Origin of the sequence: Pseudomonas sp. v388, assembly GCF_003935425.1 — a bacterium.
Classification (GTDB): Bacteria; Pseudomonadota; Gammaproteobacteria; order Pseudomonadales; family Pseudomonadaceae; genus Aquipseudomonas.
The window spans coordinates 157,015-171,511 of the sequence record NZ_RHQN01000008.1; the positions used below are offsets into that span (position 1 = coordinate 157,015).

Below are 14,497 nucleotides of genomic sequence, written 5' to 3' on the forward strand. Positions count from 1 at the left end.
GCTCAGTGCCGCCGCAGCCATTTTGCCGTCCCTGCCATTCACCGGTTTTGCCGATGCCTCTTCAACGTTCACCAAAGGTACATCCATGAATGTCGATCTGATTCTGTTCAATGGCCAATTCCACACCGTCGACCGCGAAAAGCCCAAGGCCAGCGCCGTGGCGATCAGCGGCGGGCGTTTCGTGGCGGTCGGCACCGAGGCCGAAGTCATGGGCCTGCGCGGCAGCCACACCCAAGTGATTGACCTGCAAAAACGCACGGTGATTCCTGGCCTCAATGACTCGCACCTGCACCTGATTCGTGGCGGGCTGAACTACAACCTTGAACTGCGCTGGGAAGGCGTGCCGTCCCTGGCCGACGCGCTGCGCATGCTCAAGGATCAGGCCGACCGCACTCCGACGCCGCAGTGGGTGCGGGTGGTGGGCGGCTGGAACGAGTTTCAGTTCGCGGAAAAGCGTATGCCCACGCTGGAAGAACTCAATCAGGCGGCGCCGGACACTCCGGTGTTCGTGTTGCACCTGTACGACCGCGCCTTGCTCAACCGCGCAGCGCTGCGCGTTGCCGGTTACACCCGCGATACGCCCAACCCGCCGGGCGGCGAGATCGTGCGCGACAGCCAGGGCAATCCCACCGGCATGCTGGTGGCCAAGCCCAACGCGATGATTCTCTACTCGACCCTGGCCAAAGGCCCGAAGCTGCCGCTGGAGTATCAGGTCAACTCTACGCGCCAGTTCATGCGCGAACTCAACCGTTTGGGCGTGACGAGCGCCATCGACGCCGGTGGCGGTTTCCAGAACTACCCCGACGACTATGCGGTCATCGAGCAACTGGGCCGCGAAAAACAGCTGACCGTGCGCATTTCCTACAACCTGTTCACGCAAAAGCCCAAGGAAGAACTGGCCGACTTCAAGAACTGGACCAGCACCGTCAAGCTGCACCAGGGCGATGACTTCCTGCGGCATAACGGGGCAGGGGAGATGCTGACCTTTTCAGCAGCGGATTTCGAAGATTTCCTCGAACCGCGCCCGGACCTGCCAGCCGGTATGGAACAGGACCTGGAGCCGGTGGTGCGGCATCTGGTGGAGAACCGCTGGCCGTTCCGCCTGCACGCCACCTATGACGAATCCATCAGCCGCATGCTGGACGTGTTCGAGAAGGTCAATCGCGACATCCCGTTCAACGGCCTGCCCTGGTTCTTCGACCATTGCGAAACCATTACCCCGAAGAACATCGAGCGGGTGCGGGCGCTGGGCGGCGGTATCGCCATCCAGGACCGCATGGCCTTCCAGGGCGAATACTTCGTCGACCGTTACGGTGCCAAGGCTGCGGAAATGACCCCGCCGATCAAACGCATGCTGGCCGAAGGCGTGCCGGTCGGCGCCGGCACCGATGCGACCCGGGTTTCCAGCTACAACCCGTGGACCTCGCTGTACTGGATGGTCAGCGGCCGCACGGTCGGTGGTCTGGAGCTATATCCCGAAGGGCTGTCTCGCGACACGGCACTGGAGCTGTTCACCCACGGCAGCGCCTGGTTTTCGTCGGAACAGGGCAAGAAGGGCCAGATCAAGGTCGGCCAGCTGGCGGATCTTGTGGCGTTGTCCGCCGACTATTTCAGCGTCGATGAAGAAGCGATCAAGTGGATCGAATCGGTGCTCACGGTGGTGGACGGCAAAGTGGTGTTCGGCTCCGGCGACTTTGAAAAGCTGGCACCGCCCGCAGTTCCGGTGCTGCCGGACTGGTCGCCGGTGGCCAAGGTGCCGGGCCACTGGCGTCCGGCCTCGCCGATGCTGGCCCAGGTCCACCAGTGCAGCGGCCCGTGCGCGGTGCATTCGCATAGCCATGAGCGGGCCCGGCTGTCCAATGCGCCGGTCAGTGATTTCCAGGGTTTCTGGGGCGCATTCGGCTGCTCGTGCTTCGCCTTCTGACCGGACTTCAACACGTCAGGCCGAAGGTTCTTCCCGGCCTGGCGAGATGTGCACCACACCCTCGCTAACCCAAAGGAGTCAATCATGAGCACCCCAACCCCTTACAGCCGTTTGAACAAAGACGACGCCGCAGTCCTGCTGGTCGACCACCAGACCGGCCTGATCTCGCTGGTTCAGGATTTCTCGCCCAACGAGTTCAAGAACAATGTTCTGGCCCTGGCCGATATCGCCAAGTTCTTCGACCTGCCGACCATTCTGACCACCAGCTTCGAAAGCGGCCCGAACGGCCCGCTGGTGCCGGAACTCAAGGAGATGTTCCCGGACGCGCCATACATTCCGCGTCCAGGCCAGATCAACGCCTGGGACAACGAAGATTTCGTCAAGGCAGTCAAGGCTACCGGCCGCAACCAGCTGATCATCGCCGGTGTGGTGACCGATGTCTGCGTCGCATTCCCGACCCTGTGCGCGCTGGCCGAAGGCTTTGAAGTGTTCGTGGTGACCGACTCGTCCGGCACGTTCAACGAAACCGTGCAGCAGGCGGCGTGGGCACGCATGAGCGCCGCGGGTGCGCAACTGGTGAACTGGTTCTCGGTTGCCTGCGAGCTGCAGATTGACTGGCGCAACGACATGGAAGGCCTGGCGAATCTACTGTCTCAGCGCATCCCCAATTACCGCAACCTGATCAACAGCTACACCGCATTCACCCATTAAAACCGCGCTCCCCTTGACGGTGGCGTGACTGACCAGTCACGCCACCGTCTTTTTTTTGCCTGCTCATCCCTATATGTAGTGAGTAAAAATAAGCACTACATAATCGTTGACGTCCTCGTTCCCGTTTTGCATTATGCAGCTGTCTCCCTGATCGGGAGGGCTGGAAACGTACTGAACAGGCTCGGCAAGCCGTCGAGATGTTCCCGGATACAGGCTGCCCACAAGGCAGATTGATGAAGCTGACCCGGCATGACTGCTCGACAGGGCACAAGTCTGGTGAACCGTCTTCATGACCTTGTGGGTGATCCTCGTGATCACCGCCCTGGGCTTCGGAGTTCACCACTTTCTCATTGTCGATGCTGCCATGTAGTGGCTTTTCATCGCGGCTACCTGTGGCCCCTTGGCGCTGGACCGATGCTGGTTCGGCCGATGAACGTGCTGCATCCACTTGAACAGGTTTACGAGCGAAGGAGCATCAACATGAACATTACCCGCCACGCCACTCTCGATGAACTGGCTCGTCTGTTTGCAGCCCGCAAAGACACCCTCGACTGCCACATGCTGTGGCTGTCCGACTCCGGCGAAGTGCATCTTGACCCGATGTCGCCTTGTTCACAGGAAGACGAATTCCGCGACACGCATCCGCAACTGCGTGCCTGCGTGAAGATGTTTCGCCGGGGGCAAGGTTATGTTGGCAAGAAAGCCGCAGCGGACAACGCGTATCTGGAGTCGGTGCTCAGGGAACTGCAAATCCGTTGGCAACAGTCTCAGGGGCGTGGCAGCCGTGTCGCGTGATCGGTAGCGGACTGGCCTGCGGATGGATCCAATAATGGGGTTGGTCTGTTTCTTGACAGCAAAAATAATTCGTTCGGGTGTTGTTTATATCCGATCGAGTGTATATCTTCAGTCACGGGTTGGCGGTTTGGCGCTGATGTGATCGGTTTCGGTCTAGACCACGTCGTCGACTCCCTTGAATTCTTTACGCCCTGCCTGCCGCCACCCAGCGGCAGGCGGGGCGTTTTCGTTTCCGCCGCTGTTCAATCCGCCTGCTTGCCCGCACGCCGACCTCTGGGCGACAGCGCTTTGCGCGCTTCTTTGAGACCCTGGGCGGGAAGCCTTGGCAGACAAAATGACCCGTACCAAACGCGTCATTGATGTCTCATCAGCATGACCTGTCGAAACGAAAAACGCCTCACTGAGTGAGGCGTTCTGTCGGCAGGGCGCAACGCTAGGATCAGCCGCCGGTCATGTTCATGAACCGCACTACTTGCACATCGTCGTCCAGCGTGAAGTTGTGGCTCCATGGCTTGAGCTGCATGGCGTCGATGATGGCCTTTTCCAGCTTGTGCGGCTGGCCCGGGTTGGCGCGCAGTACGGACTTGAGGTCCGCCGAATGTTCGTTGCCCAGGCATAGCAGCAAACGACCTTCCACGGTCAGCCGCACGCGATTGCAGGTGCCGCAGAAGTTGTGGCTGTGGGGCGAGATAAAGCCAATACGGATATCCGGCGCTTCGGCCAGACGCCAGTAGCGCGACGGGCCGTTGGTGGAATCGGTGGACGGCACCAGCGTATAGCGCTCGGCGATGCGCTCGCGTACCTGATCGCTGGAGTAGAAGGATTCGGCACGGCTGTGTTCGCTGATCACGCCCAACGGCATTTCTTCAATGAACGACACGTCCAGCTGGCGCTCGATGGCGAAAGCCAGCAGGTCGTTGATTTCGTGATCGTTGCGGCCTTGCATCACCACACAGTTGAGCTTGGTGTGCTGGAACCCGGCCGCATTGGCCGCATCGATGCCAGCGATAACCTTGGCAAGATCGCCGGTACGGGTCAGTTCGCGGAAGCGCTGCGGGTCAAGGCTGTCGAGGCTGATGTTGAGGCGACTGACCCCGGCATCGAACAGCGGCCTGGCCAGGCGGTCGAGCTGCGAGCCGTTGGTGGTCATGCACAGTTCACGCAGGCCGGGCAGGGCGGCGATGCGTTCGCAAAGGCCCACTACCCCGGCGCGCACCAGCGGCTCGCCGCCGGTGAGGCGGATCTTGCGGGTACCCAGTGCGACGAAGCGCTCGGCCACCTGCAGGATTTCCTCCAGCGACAGAATCTGCTGGCGGGGCAGAAAGGTCATCTCTTCGGCCATGCAGTACACGCAACGAAAATCGCACCGGTCGGTCACCGACATGCGCAGATAATCGACTTTACGTGCAAAGCGGTCCATCAGGACGTGATCTGACATTTCACCTTCTCAATACACAGTACGTGAAGCTTGCGCAGTCCGGGCGTTACAGTCCAATCGCTTGTTGCGATGGGTTGATCGACTCTCTCTATCAATCGCTCGCCCTGGACGCCGAATAGCGTTCATAACGGTCCAGCAACGGCTGGATGCTCAGGCCATGGAGCAGAATGCTCAGCGCCACAACCGACAGCGTCAGGCCGATGATGACCTGCCCCGCATCTTCCGGTAAACCGTGAGTCAACGCAAAGCATAGGTAATAGAGGCTGCCGATGCCGCGGATGCCGAACCAGCCCACCAGCGCCTTCTGCCGGCGGTTCAGCAGCCGGCGGCTGATCAACAGCCACACGCTTGCCGGGCGGATGATGCAGAACAGCGCCAGGCCCAGGCCGATGGCGCGCCAGTCCCAGTACAACGACAGCGCCGCGCCCAGCAAGGTGATCAGCAGCACTTCCATGGAACGCTCCACCAGACTGCCGAACGCCAGCATGTCGCCCATCATCACACCGGCGGCCAGCTGTGTGTCGCTCAGATCCTCGGCGTCGGCCGCGGTGCCTTTCTCCAGGCCGCCGGTCATATGACCCAGGACCGGTTGAGCGACGTGTTCGGAGGGGATTTCCGAGCGGGTGATGCGCGCTTCGGCCTGGCGCAGCCCGAACCCGGCGGCAAACACAGACAGAAAGCCGTAGGCGCCGATCCAGTCGGCAGTCACGTAGGACAAAGCGATCAGCGCCAGTGCCAGAAAATCGTTGGGCGAGGTGGTGCTGTCGGCGTTCTTGATGCGCAGGAAAATCATCAGGTGCCCGACACCACGGCCCATGACATAACCGAGCAGCAGCCCGGCCGGCACCGCCCAGACGAGTTTTTCCAGCGCCCAGTGGCCCAGCCAGCCTGAGCCCAGGGTGCTGGAGCCTATGTAGAACAGAGCCAGATAGACGAACGGAAAGGCGGTGCCATCGTTCAGCCCGGCTTCACCGGACAGCCCGAAGCGCAGGCGGTCCTGATCCTGGGCGTTGGTGACCTGCACCAGCCCGGCCAATACCGGGTCGGTGGGCGACAGCATGGCACCGAGCAGCAGTGACAGCCCCCAGGAAAGGTCCAGCAGGTAATGCGCCGCCAGGCAGGTGCCGGCGATGGTGGCGATCATCACCGGCCCGGCCAGCCAGTACGCCGAATGCCAGGCCTTGCCATGCAGCGGCAGGCGCAGCTTGATGCCGGTGTTGAACAGCGAGAACAGCACTGCCACTTCAGTCAGGCGTTCCATCCAGCCGACCGCCTGCCTGAAGTCCAGGTTGATCATCGCCAGCCCCACGGGCCCGATGGCGAAACCGAACGCCAGACACACAGCGGATGTCGTAACCGGCATCCAGCGCAGATAGGAAGAGGTCAATGCCAAAAGCATCAGGAGCACGCCAAGCACGCTCATGCAGGTTATGAAGCTCATATAGGCAGAACCATTGCAGAGTGGTCACACGAAGGGGTATGAAAGTGTGACTGCAAGGTGCAGCAATAATTTGAAATATTTGCCGCGTTCATTCCACCCTCGCCAGCAAGCCAGCCCTACACCCGTACTGGATCTGTAGGAACGAGCTTGCTCGCGAAGACTGACTTGCAGACGAAACATTGGCTGTGGTTGCACCAGTCTCTTTGCAGACAAGCGGAGCGCTGCCCGGTCCGCGCCTACAGTCTTCTTCTCGGTATGCCTACCGCTCCACACTCCGACTCCAGCGGGCGTTCCATTCCGGGCGGATCTGGTTGACCTGATCCCAGTCAATGGTGATGGCGGTTTTCAGGTATGTGTTCATGGCTTCCACCTGGCTGCGGGTCTTGTCGGTGGTCGGGGTTTTCGGGTTGGACGGGATCTGGTCGCCGAACTCCAGCGCCGGAGCCTGGGCTTCGGGGCTCAGCAAGTAGGCGGCCAGTTTCTGCGCCAGCTCGGGCTGGCTGTTCTTGGCGATGGCGCACTCCGCGACGTTGAGCACCACACCGCCTTCCTTGGGCGCCGCGTATTCCACCGGCACGCCCTTGATTTTCAGCGCAGTAACCTGGGTGGGCGTCAGCGGGAACAGAGCGGCCTCGTCGGTCTGGACCATTTCCGAGATTTTCGCGGAACTGGCGATGTATTCCAGCACGTTGGTGCCGACGGTCTTCGGCCAGGCCTTGAAGCCCGGTTCAACATCCTTCTCGCTGCCGCCCTGGATGCGGTTGAACATCAGGAAGCCATGTAAGCCGAAGGTGGACGAGGCCAGCGACTGGAAGACCACCTTGTCCTTGAAGCGCTTGTCGGCCAGGTCCATCCACGAGGTCGGCGCGCTCCAGCCGTTTTCCTTGAACATCCGGGTGTTGTACGCCAGCCCCGTCACACCAAGACTGACGGCGGCCGCCTGGTCCTTGATCTTCGCCTTGTCCGGCAGGTCCGCCAGCCCGGCGCTGGGTTGCAACGGATCGCACAGGCCCATGGAAATGGCGCGGTACATGATGCCGTCGTCGAGGAACATGACGTGCATCTGCGGGCTGTCCTTGCTGGCCTGGACCTTGGCCAGAATGTCCGCCGAAGTGCCGGGCACGATCACCACCTTGACGTTATTGGCCTTCTCGAAGGCCGGCAGCACCTGATCGGCATACAGGCGTTCCATGGTCCCGCCGTTCATCCCCAGGTAGAGGGTGGTCTCGGCCTGGGCGGGCGCTGCGACGAGCAGGCTGGCGAGCGGCAAGCAGGACAAACCGAGCATGACGCGACGTTTGGCGTTGGACTGGCGGGCATTAGTCATTGGGGCGACCTTCCTCTGTGCAATGTGAGCGCAATGGGATGACGTTGTGGGTGGAATCAGGGAGTGACAGGGATGAATCGGCTGCCCGGAAGCGGCCGATGGAAAATGCGTCCAGGGCGATGACCGAGTGGCCGTCGCAGACCCACTGGGCCAGCGCCTCGCCGACCGCCGGGCCGATCTGGAAACCCGCGCCGGCAAAGCCGAAACCGTGCAGCAGGCCGGGCTGGCGCAGGCTCGGGCCAAGCACCGGTTGACGGTCGGGCAAATAACCTTCGGTGCCGCTCCAGGTGCGGATCGCCATGGCGCCAGCCAGCGGTGGGTAGAGTTCGACTGCGTTGCGCAGGATGTCCAGCACCGCCGCCTGACCGGGTCGCGCGCGGGCCGGGTCCAGCGCAAAACCCTGGCCGCCGCCCAGCACGCAGTTGCCGCGCGCCACCTGGCGCGCATAAATGCCGCCGCCTTCCACGCCGGTGCTGACGTCCATGAACATCGGCAACGGTTCTGTGACCAGCATCGCCGGATGGCCGGAATACATAGGCACCGGCTCGCCGAACTGCGCCGCCAATTCTCCGGCCCAGGCGCCTGCGCAATTGAGCAGCCACGGCGCGCGCAGAGTCAGGCCGCTGGAGGTCCGGACGATAAATGCCTGGCCGTCGTGATCCACACTCACAACCTTGGCCTGTTCGAAAATCTGCGCGCCTGCCAAACGTGCGGCGCGAGCGAAGGCCGGTGACACCAGGCGCGGGTTGGCGTGGCCGTCATCGGCACACAGCGAAGCGCCCACCGCCACATCGCCGGCCCATGGGTAGCGTGCCCGTAATTGGTCACGGTCCAGCAATTGCAGCTCAAGCCCGAACGGTTCGCTGGCTTCGGCATACCGGCGCAGCGCGTCCAGGTCCTGCTCGCTGCGCGCCAGTTTCAAGTGGCCGGAGCGCACGTATTCGCCGTCGGTGCCGAGCAGTTCCTTGAGTCCGCCCCAGATCTGGTGCGCCCGTTGCGAGAGCGGCAGTTGCGACAACAGGCGACCCTGACGCCGCACGCCGCCGTAGTTGACGCCGCTGGAATGCGATCCGCAGAAATCCCTCTCTAGCAGCGCGACCCGTTTGCCGTGGCTCGCCAGGGCCATCGCGGCGGATGAGCCGACGATGCCGCCGCCGATGACCAGCGCATCGGTTTCGATAATTCCACTCATGGCTCGATCTCCAGGCCGAACGGCAGTGGTTTGACCGGGGCCTGGCCGCGCAACCGGCCAATGTCATTGATGGCGCGGCCGCTCCGGGCGGCGATGATTTCCGCCGCCGCCATGCCGCACATCCGCCCTTGGCAACGGCCCATGCCGACCCGGCACATGGCCTTGACCCGGTTCACTTCCCAGTGGCCTTCGTCCACCGTGGCACGAATCTGCCCGGCGCTGACTTCCTCGCAGCGGCAGATCGGGGTGTCATCGGCCACCTGCGCCGCCCAGTCGAGCGGGAACGGGAACGCGCTTTCCAGCCCGTGACGAAAGTGCTCGATGCGTTTGAGCCGACGGTGCAGGTGTTCGCTACGCTGCACGTCCACGGTGTGCCCGCTGTCCGCCAACAAGGCCAGGGCTGCCAGCTCGCCGGCCATTTCGGCGGCATCGGCGCCCATGATGCCGGCGCCGTCGCCAGCCAGGTAAACCCCCGGCACACTGCTGCGTCCGGCCTCGTCGCGGGCGGGCAGCCACGCCCGGTTCAGCGCGCTCCAGGCGAACTCGCAGCCCAACAGATCCGCCAGCTGGGTTTCGCTGCGCAGGGCGTGGGCAAAGGCCACCGCATCGCACGCGGTTTCGTGCTCCTCATCCGCACGCTGCCAGCGCACGGCCTCGACCCGTTGCCGGCCTTCGACCCGCTGCAGCGTGACGCCCTGATGCACCGGTATGCCGTGGACGCTCAGCCAGGCGCGGTAATACAGGCCTTTGGCGAGGGTCGCAGGCTGGCCGAGCAAGGCGGGCAGGGCACGGCACTGAGCGGAGAAAGGCGAGCTGTCGAGCACTGCCAGTACCTTCGCGCCGGCCTTGGCATATTGATACGCGACCAGATACAGCAACGGACCGCTGCCGCTGAACACCACCCGCTCGCCGATGGCGCAACCCTGATACTTCAACGCGATTTGCGCGGCACCCAGGCTGTAGACGCCGGGCAGGGTCCAGCCCGGCATCGGCAGAATGCGGTCCGTGGCGCCGGTCGCGACGATCAGTCTTTCATAATCGATGCGTCCGGCATGTGCGTCACACAGCGTGTCCAGCCGGCCGTCCTCGGCATTCCACACCAGCGTCCCTGGCCGGTAGTCGATGGTGGCGGCCAGGCTGTCGATTGTCTGGTGGATGGCCGTTGCCTTGCTGGCTTCAAAACCATAAAGGTCGCTGGCCGAGCGCCGGAAATGCTCGGGCTGGCGGCGGTAGATCTGCCCGCCGCCGCGCAGGCCCTCGTCGATGAGGCAAGGTCGTACGCCGTGGGCGAGCAAGGTCTGGGCGGCGCGAATGCCGGCCGGACCCGCACCGATAATGACCACTGGCGATTGGCTCATGGCTGCGGTCCTGTGCAGGGTGTGCGTCCGGGTTCGCGGCGCACCTCGGCACCCGCCTCCAGCAGCGTCGAGCACGCGCGTACCCGTCGCCCATCGCCCAGCTTTACCCAGCAATCCTGACAAGCGCCCATCATGCAAAACCCGGCGCGCGGCTCGGCGCTGAAGTCGCTGCCGCGCAAGTGGTTCTCGGCGGTCAGTACGGCGGTCAGCAGGGTATCGCCCAACAACCCGCTGGCGGGCCGGCCGTCCAGGGTGAACGCCAGGCTGGGGCGGTCGGTCTCGACCAATCTTTTCAACAATGCCATGACTACAGGGCTCCGCCTGGGATTAATGTTTGCCGACCAGCACCCGGTCCAGGCCGTAGACCCGGTCCAGCAGGATCATGGTCGCGGCCGTCAGGGCGATGACCAGTGCGGACACCGCGGCCATCATCGGGTCGATGGATTCGGTCGCGTACACGTACATGCGCACCGGCAACGTCTGGGTGGCGGGCGAGGTGACGAAGATCGACAGCGTCACTTCATCGAAACTGTTGATGAACGCCAGCAGCCAGCCGCCGGCGACGCCGGGCAGGATCATCGGCAGGGTGATCTGGCGAAACAGCGTGAAACGGCTGGCACCCAAGGATTCCGCTGCCTGCTCAGCGCTGCGGTCGATACCAATGGCGGCCGCCAGCACCAGGCGCAGCACATACGGCGTGATCACCAGCGTATGGGCCAGAATCAGCCAGGTGAAGCTGCCGTTGACGCCCATCAGCGCAAACAGGCGCAGCATCGCCACGCCCAGCACCAGGTGCGGAATGATGATCGGCGACAGGAACAGCGCGTTGCAGAAGTTGCGCCCCGGAAACTGATGACGGGTGATCGCCAGCGCTGCCGGAACCGCGATCAGGGTCGCCAGGGTTGCCGACACGAAGGCCAGGATCAGGCTGTTGTAGAACGAGTCGACGAAATCCGCACGCTCGAAGATCGCCCGGAACCAGCGCAGGGAAAAGTCGGTGGTGGGCAGGCTCAGCGTGTTTTCCGGGGTGAAGGCCACCAGGCAGACCACCACCAGCGGCGCCATCATGAACACCACGACCAGCGCATGGAAAGCCAGCGCCAAAGGACCGTTTCTGGACATGGATCATTCCCCCAGGGATTTCTTGTAGCGGCCTTCGATCATGCGGTTCCAGGACAGCATGATCGCCAGATTCACCAGCAGCAGCGCCACCGCAATGGTCGCGCCCATGGGCCAGTTGAGTTCCGAGAGGTATTGGTCGTAGACCACGGTGGCCACCATCTTCAGGCGCCGACCGCCCAGCAGGCCGGGAATCGCGAAGGAGCTGGCGGCCAGGCCGAAGACGATCAGCGAGCCGGACAACACGCCCGGCATCACTTGAGGCAGAACGATAAGGCGCATCACCTTCGCCTGGCTGGCGCCCAGGGACAGCGCGGCCTGTTCGGCGGTGGGGTCGAGTTTCTGCAGGGAGGTCCATACCGGGATGATCATGAACGGCAGCATCACGTGCACCAAGGCGATGATCACGGCGAACGGAGTGTAGAGCATCTTCACCGGCCGGCCGCCCATGGCCTGGATCGCCTGGTTGATCAGGCCGTCGGCGCCGAGCAGCAGGCTCCAGCCGAAGGCGCGCACCACCACCGAGATCAGCAATGGGGTAAGAATCAGGATCAGGAAGATCGAGCGCCACGGGGCACGCATGCGGCTGAGGATGTAGGCTTCCGGCACACCGATCAGCACGCACAGCAGGGTGACCAGCGCGCTGATCCAGAAGGTGCGCAGGAAGATTTCATAGAAGTAGGAATCGGTGAGCACGGCCACGTAGTGGCCCAAGGTGTAGCTGTCGCTCTTGACCCCGACCTCGTAGTCGAAGACGTTGAACGACAACACCAGCGTCAGTCCCAGCGGCAGCACCAGCAGCCCGATGTACAACGCCAGCGCCGGCGCGGACAGCCAGTAGCCGCGGCCGCCCTGGCGCATTTCGGACGCCAGGCTCATGGGCGCACCTCGTCGGCGTCCAGCACTCGCAACAGGTCGCTTGGCCAGTCCAGCCCGACCGCCGTGCCTTCCTCCAGCGGCGCCAGCCCGTCGTTGCGGCGCACCACGGTGACCTCACCGACACCGGTCTGGATGCGGTACAGCCATTGGCTGCCAAGAAAGTAACGGGTCACGATCCGGCCTGACAGCCGACCGCAGCCAGCCTCCACCAGATCAATCTTTTCGGGGCGCAGGCTCAACGTCAGCGCGCCGTCCCCCGGTAACTGCCGCACCTGCGGGCAGCCGGCACCGTCCAGGTCGCCGGGCAGCATATTGGCCTTGCCGACGAAGCCTGAGATGAAGCGCGTGCGCGGGTGTTCGTAGAGCTTGTAGGGTTCGTCGATCTGGGTGATGCGCCCGGCCTGCATGACCACCACGCGGTCGCTGATGGACAGCGCCTCGGCCTGGTCGTGGGTCACCATCAGCGTGGTAATGCCGACCTCGTTCTGGATGCGGCGGATTTCGAACTGCATCTCTTCGCGCAGGTTGGCATCCAGATTCGACAGCGGCTCGTCCAGCAGCAGGACCGGCGGTTCGATCACCAGGGCGCGGGCCAGGGCAACCCGTTGGCGCTGGCCGCCGGACAATTCGCGTGGATAGCGTTCGGCATGCTGGGTGAGGCGCACCAGCTCCAGAACCCGATTCACGCGGGTCTGAATCTCTGCCTGCGCGATCTTGCGCATCCGCAGGCCGAAGGCAACGTTGTCGGCCACGGTCATGTGCGGAAACAGCGCGTAGCTCTGGAATACCACACCAAGCCCACGGGTGCTGGGCCTGGCGTGGGTGATGTCGCGTCCGTCGAGCACGATGCGGCCGTCACTGACGTCGACGAAGCCGGCGATCATTTGCAAGGTGGTGGTTTTGCCGCAGCCCGACGGGCCTAGCAGGGAGACGAATTCGCCTTGTTCGACAGCCAGGTGGGTGGCGACCACGGCGTCAATGGCGCCATAACGTTTGGAGAGACCTTCGAGCTGCAAAAATGCCATGGCTGCTTGCACCTTGTTGTCATGCGCGATGGAACACGCGTGTTGTCATGGGCAGATGCGAAGTGAAGCCATGCAGCTTGTGGACGTTGGTGCTCGCTCTGGGTCGGCTACCGGTGATTGTTCAAATCGCCCCTGTGGACTCAGATTAGGTCCAGGACTAGGATTCGCTCAACGGGGAATTTCACTGGTTGATATTTATTTTTGAATTCTTTCATTCAATGGATGGCTTGCCGGATTAAACGACCATGAATTCCACTGAGCGGAATAGTGAACATAATGACGTCGGAACAGCGGTGGGCGTTGGCGGCGTTTCCCGCCTGTTTGCTGTGCTGCGCTGCCTGGGCGACTGTCCGGAAGGTGGCGAACGCGTCACTCAACTGGCCCAGCGAGTCGGGCTTTCCCAACCCACGACCCATCGCCTGTTACGCAGTCTGGTCGAAGAGGGCATGGTCGAGCAGGATCAGCTCAGCAAGCGCTACCGGCTGAGCATCGAGTTCTTCGCCTTGGCAGCGAAAGCCGGCAACAGCGGCAACCTGCGGGATCTGGTGCGCCCGAGCCTGTTGCGGCTGTCGGCGTCGCTGGGGGATTCGTTGTTCTTGCTGGCGCGCAGCGGCTTCGATGCCATTTGCCTGGACCGCAGCGAAGGGCCGTATCCGATCCGCACTTTCACCGGCGATATCGGCGGCCGCGTGGCGCTGGGCGTGGGCCAGGGCAGCCTGGCGATTCTGGCGTTCCTGCCTGAAGAAGAGCGGGAAACCGTGATTCGCTACAACCTGCCGCGCCTCAAGGATTTTCATCTGTATGACGAAGTGCTGCTGCGCTCAGAGATCGATAACGTGCGGCGGCAGGGCTATGCCGCTCGCAACACCGGCGCGCTGCCCGGCATGGCCGGGCTTGCCGTGCCCATTCTGGATCGAAGCGGTCGAGCGGTGGCCGCGTTGAGTGTGGCGACCATCAGCGACCGACTGGGTCCGGACCGGCTGCTGACCGTCGTGGAACTGCTCAAGCGCGAGGCTGGCGCGGTCAGTGCCCGGATCAACCCGTTCGATCCGTCCCTGCGGCGTCCGAGCCAAGTGTTCGGGTTGAGTGATTGAGCGCCATGGAAAATAATTTTTCTGGCGTCATCATATTGTCATATTCATCTCGATTTCTCTGACGATAGCCGCTTGATTAAAGAAGTACGCCGCCAAGCCGATAGGCCGGATGAACGACACCCCGTCAGGGTGATTACAGGGAAGTAGCACTACCGTTGGCGCAACGCCGCCGACCTCATTTCCCAGAGATCTCG

At 62.9% G+C, this 14,497-nt stretch carries 13 protein-coding genes; 4 read left to right on the top strand and 9 right to left on the bottom strand.

Annotated elements, in window-relative coordinates; genetic code table 11:
- Positions 1 to 85: 85 nt before the first annotated feature.
- The 3 genes from EGJ27_RS19155 to EGJ27_RS19165 all read left to right on the top strand — a co-directional run bounded on the left by EGJ27_RS19155 (position 86) and on the right by EGJ27_RS19165 (position 3,430).
- Positions 86 to 1,924 carry an amidohydrolase gene (locus EGJ27_RS19155; protein WP_125832436.1) on the top strand — a complete coding sequence of 613 codons (1,839 nt, stop codon included), beginning with the start codon at positions 86 to 88 and terminating at the stop codon, positions 1,922 to 1,924.
- Positions 1,925 to 2,008: 84 nt separating this feature from the next.
- Complete coding sequence (ycaC, locus tag EGJ27_RS19160) at positions 2,009 to 2,635, top strand: isochorismate family cysteine hydrolase YcaC (RefSeq protein ID WP_125832308.1); 627 nt, start codon at positions 2,009 to 2,011, stop codon at positions 2,633 to 2,635.
- A 480-nt stretch (positions 2,636 to 3,115) separates the two neighbouring features.
- The gene (locus tag EGJ27_RS19165; protein WP_125832309.1) at positions 3,116 to 3,430 is read left to right on the top strand and encodes a hypothetical protein; all 315 of its coding nucleotides are present in this window, start codon (positions 3,116 to 3,118) and stop codon (positions 3,428 to 3,430) included.
- A 439-nt stretch (positions 3,431 to 3,869) separates the two neighbouring features.
- Here EGJ27_RS19165 and moaA read toward each other — a convergent pair whose 3' ends face one another.
- From moaA to EGJ27_RS19210, 9 genes are all read right to left on the bottom strand, one after another.
- Positions 3,870 to 4,868, bottom strand: a complete 999-nt coding sequence (gene moaA / locus EGJ27_RS19170) for a GTP 3',8-cyclase MoaA (protein ID WP_125832310.1) — start codon at positions 4,866 to 4,868, stop codon at positions 3,870 to 3,872.
- Positions 4,869 to 4,959: 91 nt separating this feature from the next.
- On the bottom strand, positions 4,960 to 6,309 hold the full coding sequence (locus EGJ27_RS19175; protein ID WP_125832311.1) for a sodium:proton antiporter: 1,350 nt from the start codon (positions 6,307 to 6,309) through the stop codon (positions 4,960 to 4,962).
- Between the two features lie 259 nt (positions 6,310 to 6,568).
- A complete protein-coding gene (locus EGJ27_RS19180; protein ID WP_371920870.1) occupies positions 6,569 to 7,636 on the bottom strand; it encodes an ABC transporter substrate-binding protein in 1,068 nt (355 codons plus the stop codon).
- Positions 7,629 to 8,828 carry an FAD-binding oxidoreductase gene (locus EGJ27_RS19185; RefSeq protein ID WP_125832312.1) on the bottom strand — a complete coding sequence of 400 codons (1,200 nt, stop codon included), beginning with the start codon at positions 8,826 to 8,828 and terminating at the stop codon, positions 7,629 to 7,631. Before EGJ27_RS19185 ends, EGJ27_RS19180 begins: the two co-directional genes overlap by 8 nt.
- Complete coding sequence (locus tag EGJ27_RS19190; RefSeq protein ID WP_125832313.1) at positions 8,825 to 10,186, bottom strand: NAD(P)/FAD-dependent oxidoreductase; 1,362 nt, start codon at positions 10,184 to 10,186, stop codon at positions 8,825 to 8,827. The genes EGJ27_RS19185 and EGJ27_RS19190 overlap by 4 nt, the downstream gene beginning before the upstream one ends.
- A complete protein-coding gene (locus tag EGJ27_RS19195) occupies positions 10,183 to 10,491 on the bottom strand; it encodes a (2Fe-2S)-binding protein (protein ID WP_125832314.1) in 309 nt (102 codons plus the stop codon). Before EGJ27_RS19195 ends, EGJ27_RS19190 begins: the two co-directional genes overlap by 4 nt.
- 22 nt (positions 10,492 to 10,513) lie before the next feature.
- Positions 10,514 to 11,308, bottom strand: a complete 795-nt coding sequence (locus EGJ27_RS19200; RefSeq protein ID WP_125832315.1) for an ABC transporter permease — start codon at positions 11,306 to 11,308, stop codon at positions 10,514 to 10,516.
- Positions 11,309 to 11,311: 3 nt separating this feature from the next.
- Entirely contained in the window at positions 11,312 to 12,184 is an 873-nt protein-coding gene (locus EGJ27_RS19205) for an ABC transporter permease (RefSeq protein WP_125832316.1), read from the bottom strand.
- On the bottom strand, positions 12,181 to 13,209 hold the full coding sequence (locus EGJ27_RS19210) for an ABC transporter ATP-binding protein (protein ID WP_125832317.1): 1,029 nt from the start codon (positions 13,207 to 13,209) through the stop codon (positions 12,181 to 12,183). The genes EGJ27_RS19205 and EGJ27_RS19210 overlap by 4 nt, the downstream gene beginning before the upstream one ends.
- Before the next feature lie 245 nt (positions 13,210 to 13,454).
- Here EGJ27_RS19210 and EGJ27_RS19215 point away from each other — a divergent pair, with 245 nt between their 5' ends.
- The gene (locus EGJ27_RS19215) at positions 13,455 to 14,303 is read left to right on the top strand and encodes an IclR family transcriptional regulator (RefSeq protein ID WP_125832318.1); all 849 of its coding nucleotides are present in this window, start codon (positions 13,455 to 13,457) and stop codon (positions 14,301 to 14,303) included.
- The last annotated feature ends 194 nt before the right edge of the window (positions 14,304 to 14,497 follow it).

Coding starts and splice junctions, on each gene's coding strand:
- EGJ27_RS19155 (WP_125832436.1), top strand. CDS start 86: ATGAATGTCGATCTGATTCTGTTCAATGGCCAATTCCACACCGTCGAC.
- ycaC (WP_125832308.1), top strand. CDS start 2,009: ATGAGCACCCCAACCCCTTACAGCCGTTTGAACAAAGACGACGCCGCA.
- EGJ27_RS19165 (WP_125832309.1), top strand. CDS start 3,116: ATGAACATTACCCGCCACGCCACTCTCGATGAACTGGCTCGTCTGTTT.
- moaA (WP_125832310.1), bottom strand. CDS start 4,868: ATGTCAGATCACGTCCTGATGGACCGCTTTGCACGTAAAGTCGATTAT.
- EGJ27_RS19175 (WP_125832311.1), bottom strand. CDS start 6,309: ATGAGCTTCATAACCTGCATGAGCGTGCTTGGCGTGCTCCTGATGCTT.
- EGJ27_RS19180 (WP_371920870.1), bottom strand. CDS start 7,636: ATGACTAATGCCCGCCAGTCCAACGCCAAACGTCGCGTCATGCTCGGT.
- EGJ27_RS19185 (WP_125832312.1), bottom strand. CDS start 8,828: ATGAGTGGAATTATCGAAACCGATGCGCTGGTCATCGGCGGCGGCATC.
- EGJ27_RS19190 (WP_125832313.1), bottom strand. CDS start 10,186: ATGAGCCAATCGCCAGTGGTCATTATCGGTGCGGGTCCGGCCGGCATT.
- EGJ27_RS19195 (WP_125832314.1), bottom strand. CDS start 10,491: ATGGCATTGTTGAAAAGATTGGTCGAGACCGACCGCCCCAGCCTGGCG.
- EGJ27_RS19200 (WP_125832315.1), bottom strand. CDS start 11,308: ATGTCCAGAAACGGTCCTTTGGCGCTGGCTTTCCATGCGCTGGTCGTG.
- EGJ27_RS19205 (WP_125832316.1), bottom strand. CDS start 12,184: ATGAGCCTGGCGTCCGAAATGCGCCAGGGCGGCCGCGGCTACTGGCTG.
- EGJ27_RS19210 (WP_125832317.1), bottom strand. CDS start 13,209: ATGGCATTTTTGCAGCTCGAAGGTCTCTCCAAACGTTATGGCGCCATT.
- EGJ27_RS19215 (WP_125832318.1), top strand. CDS start 13,455: ATGAATTCCACTGAGCGGAATAGTGAACATAATGACGTCGGAACAGCG.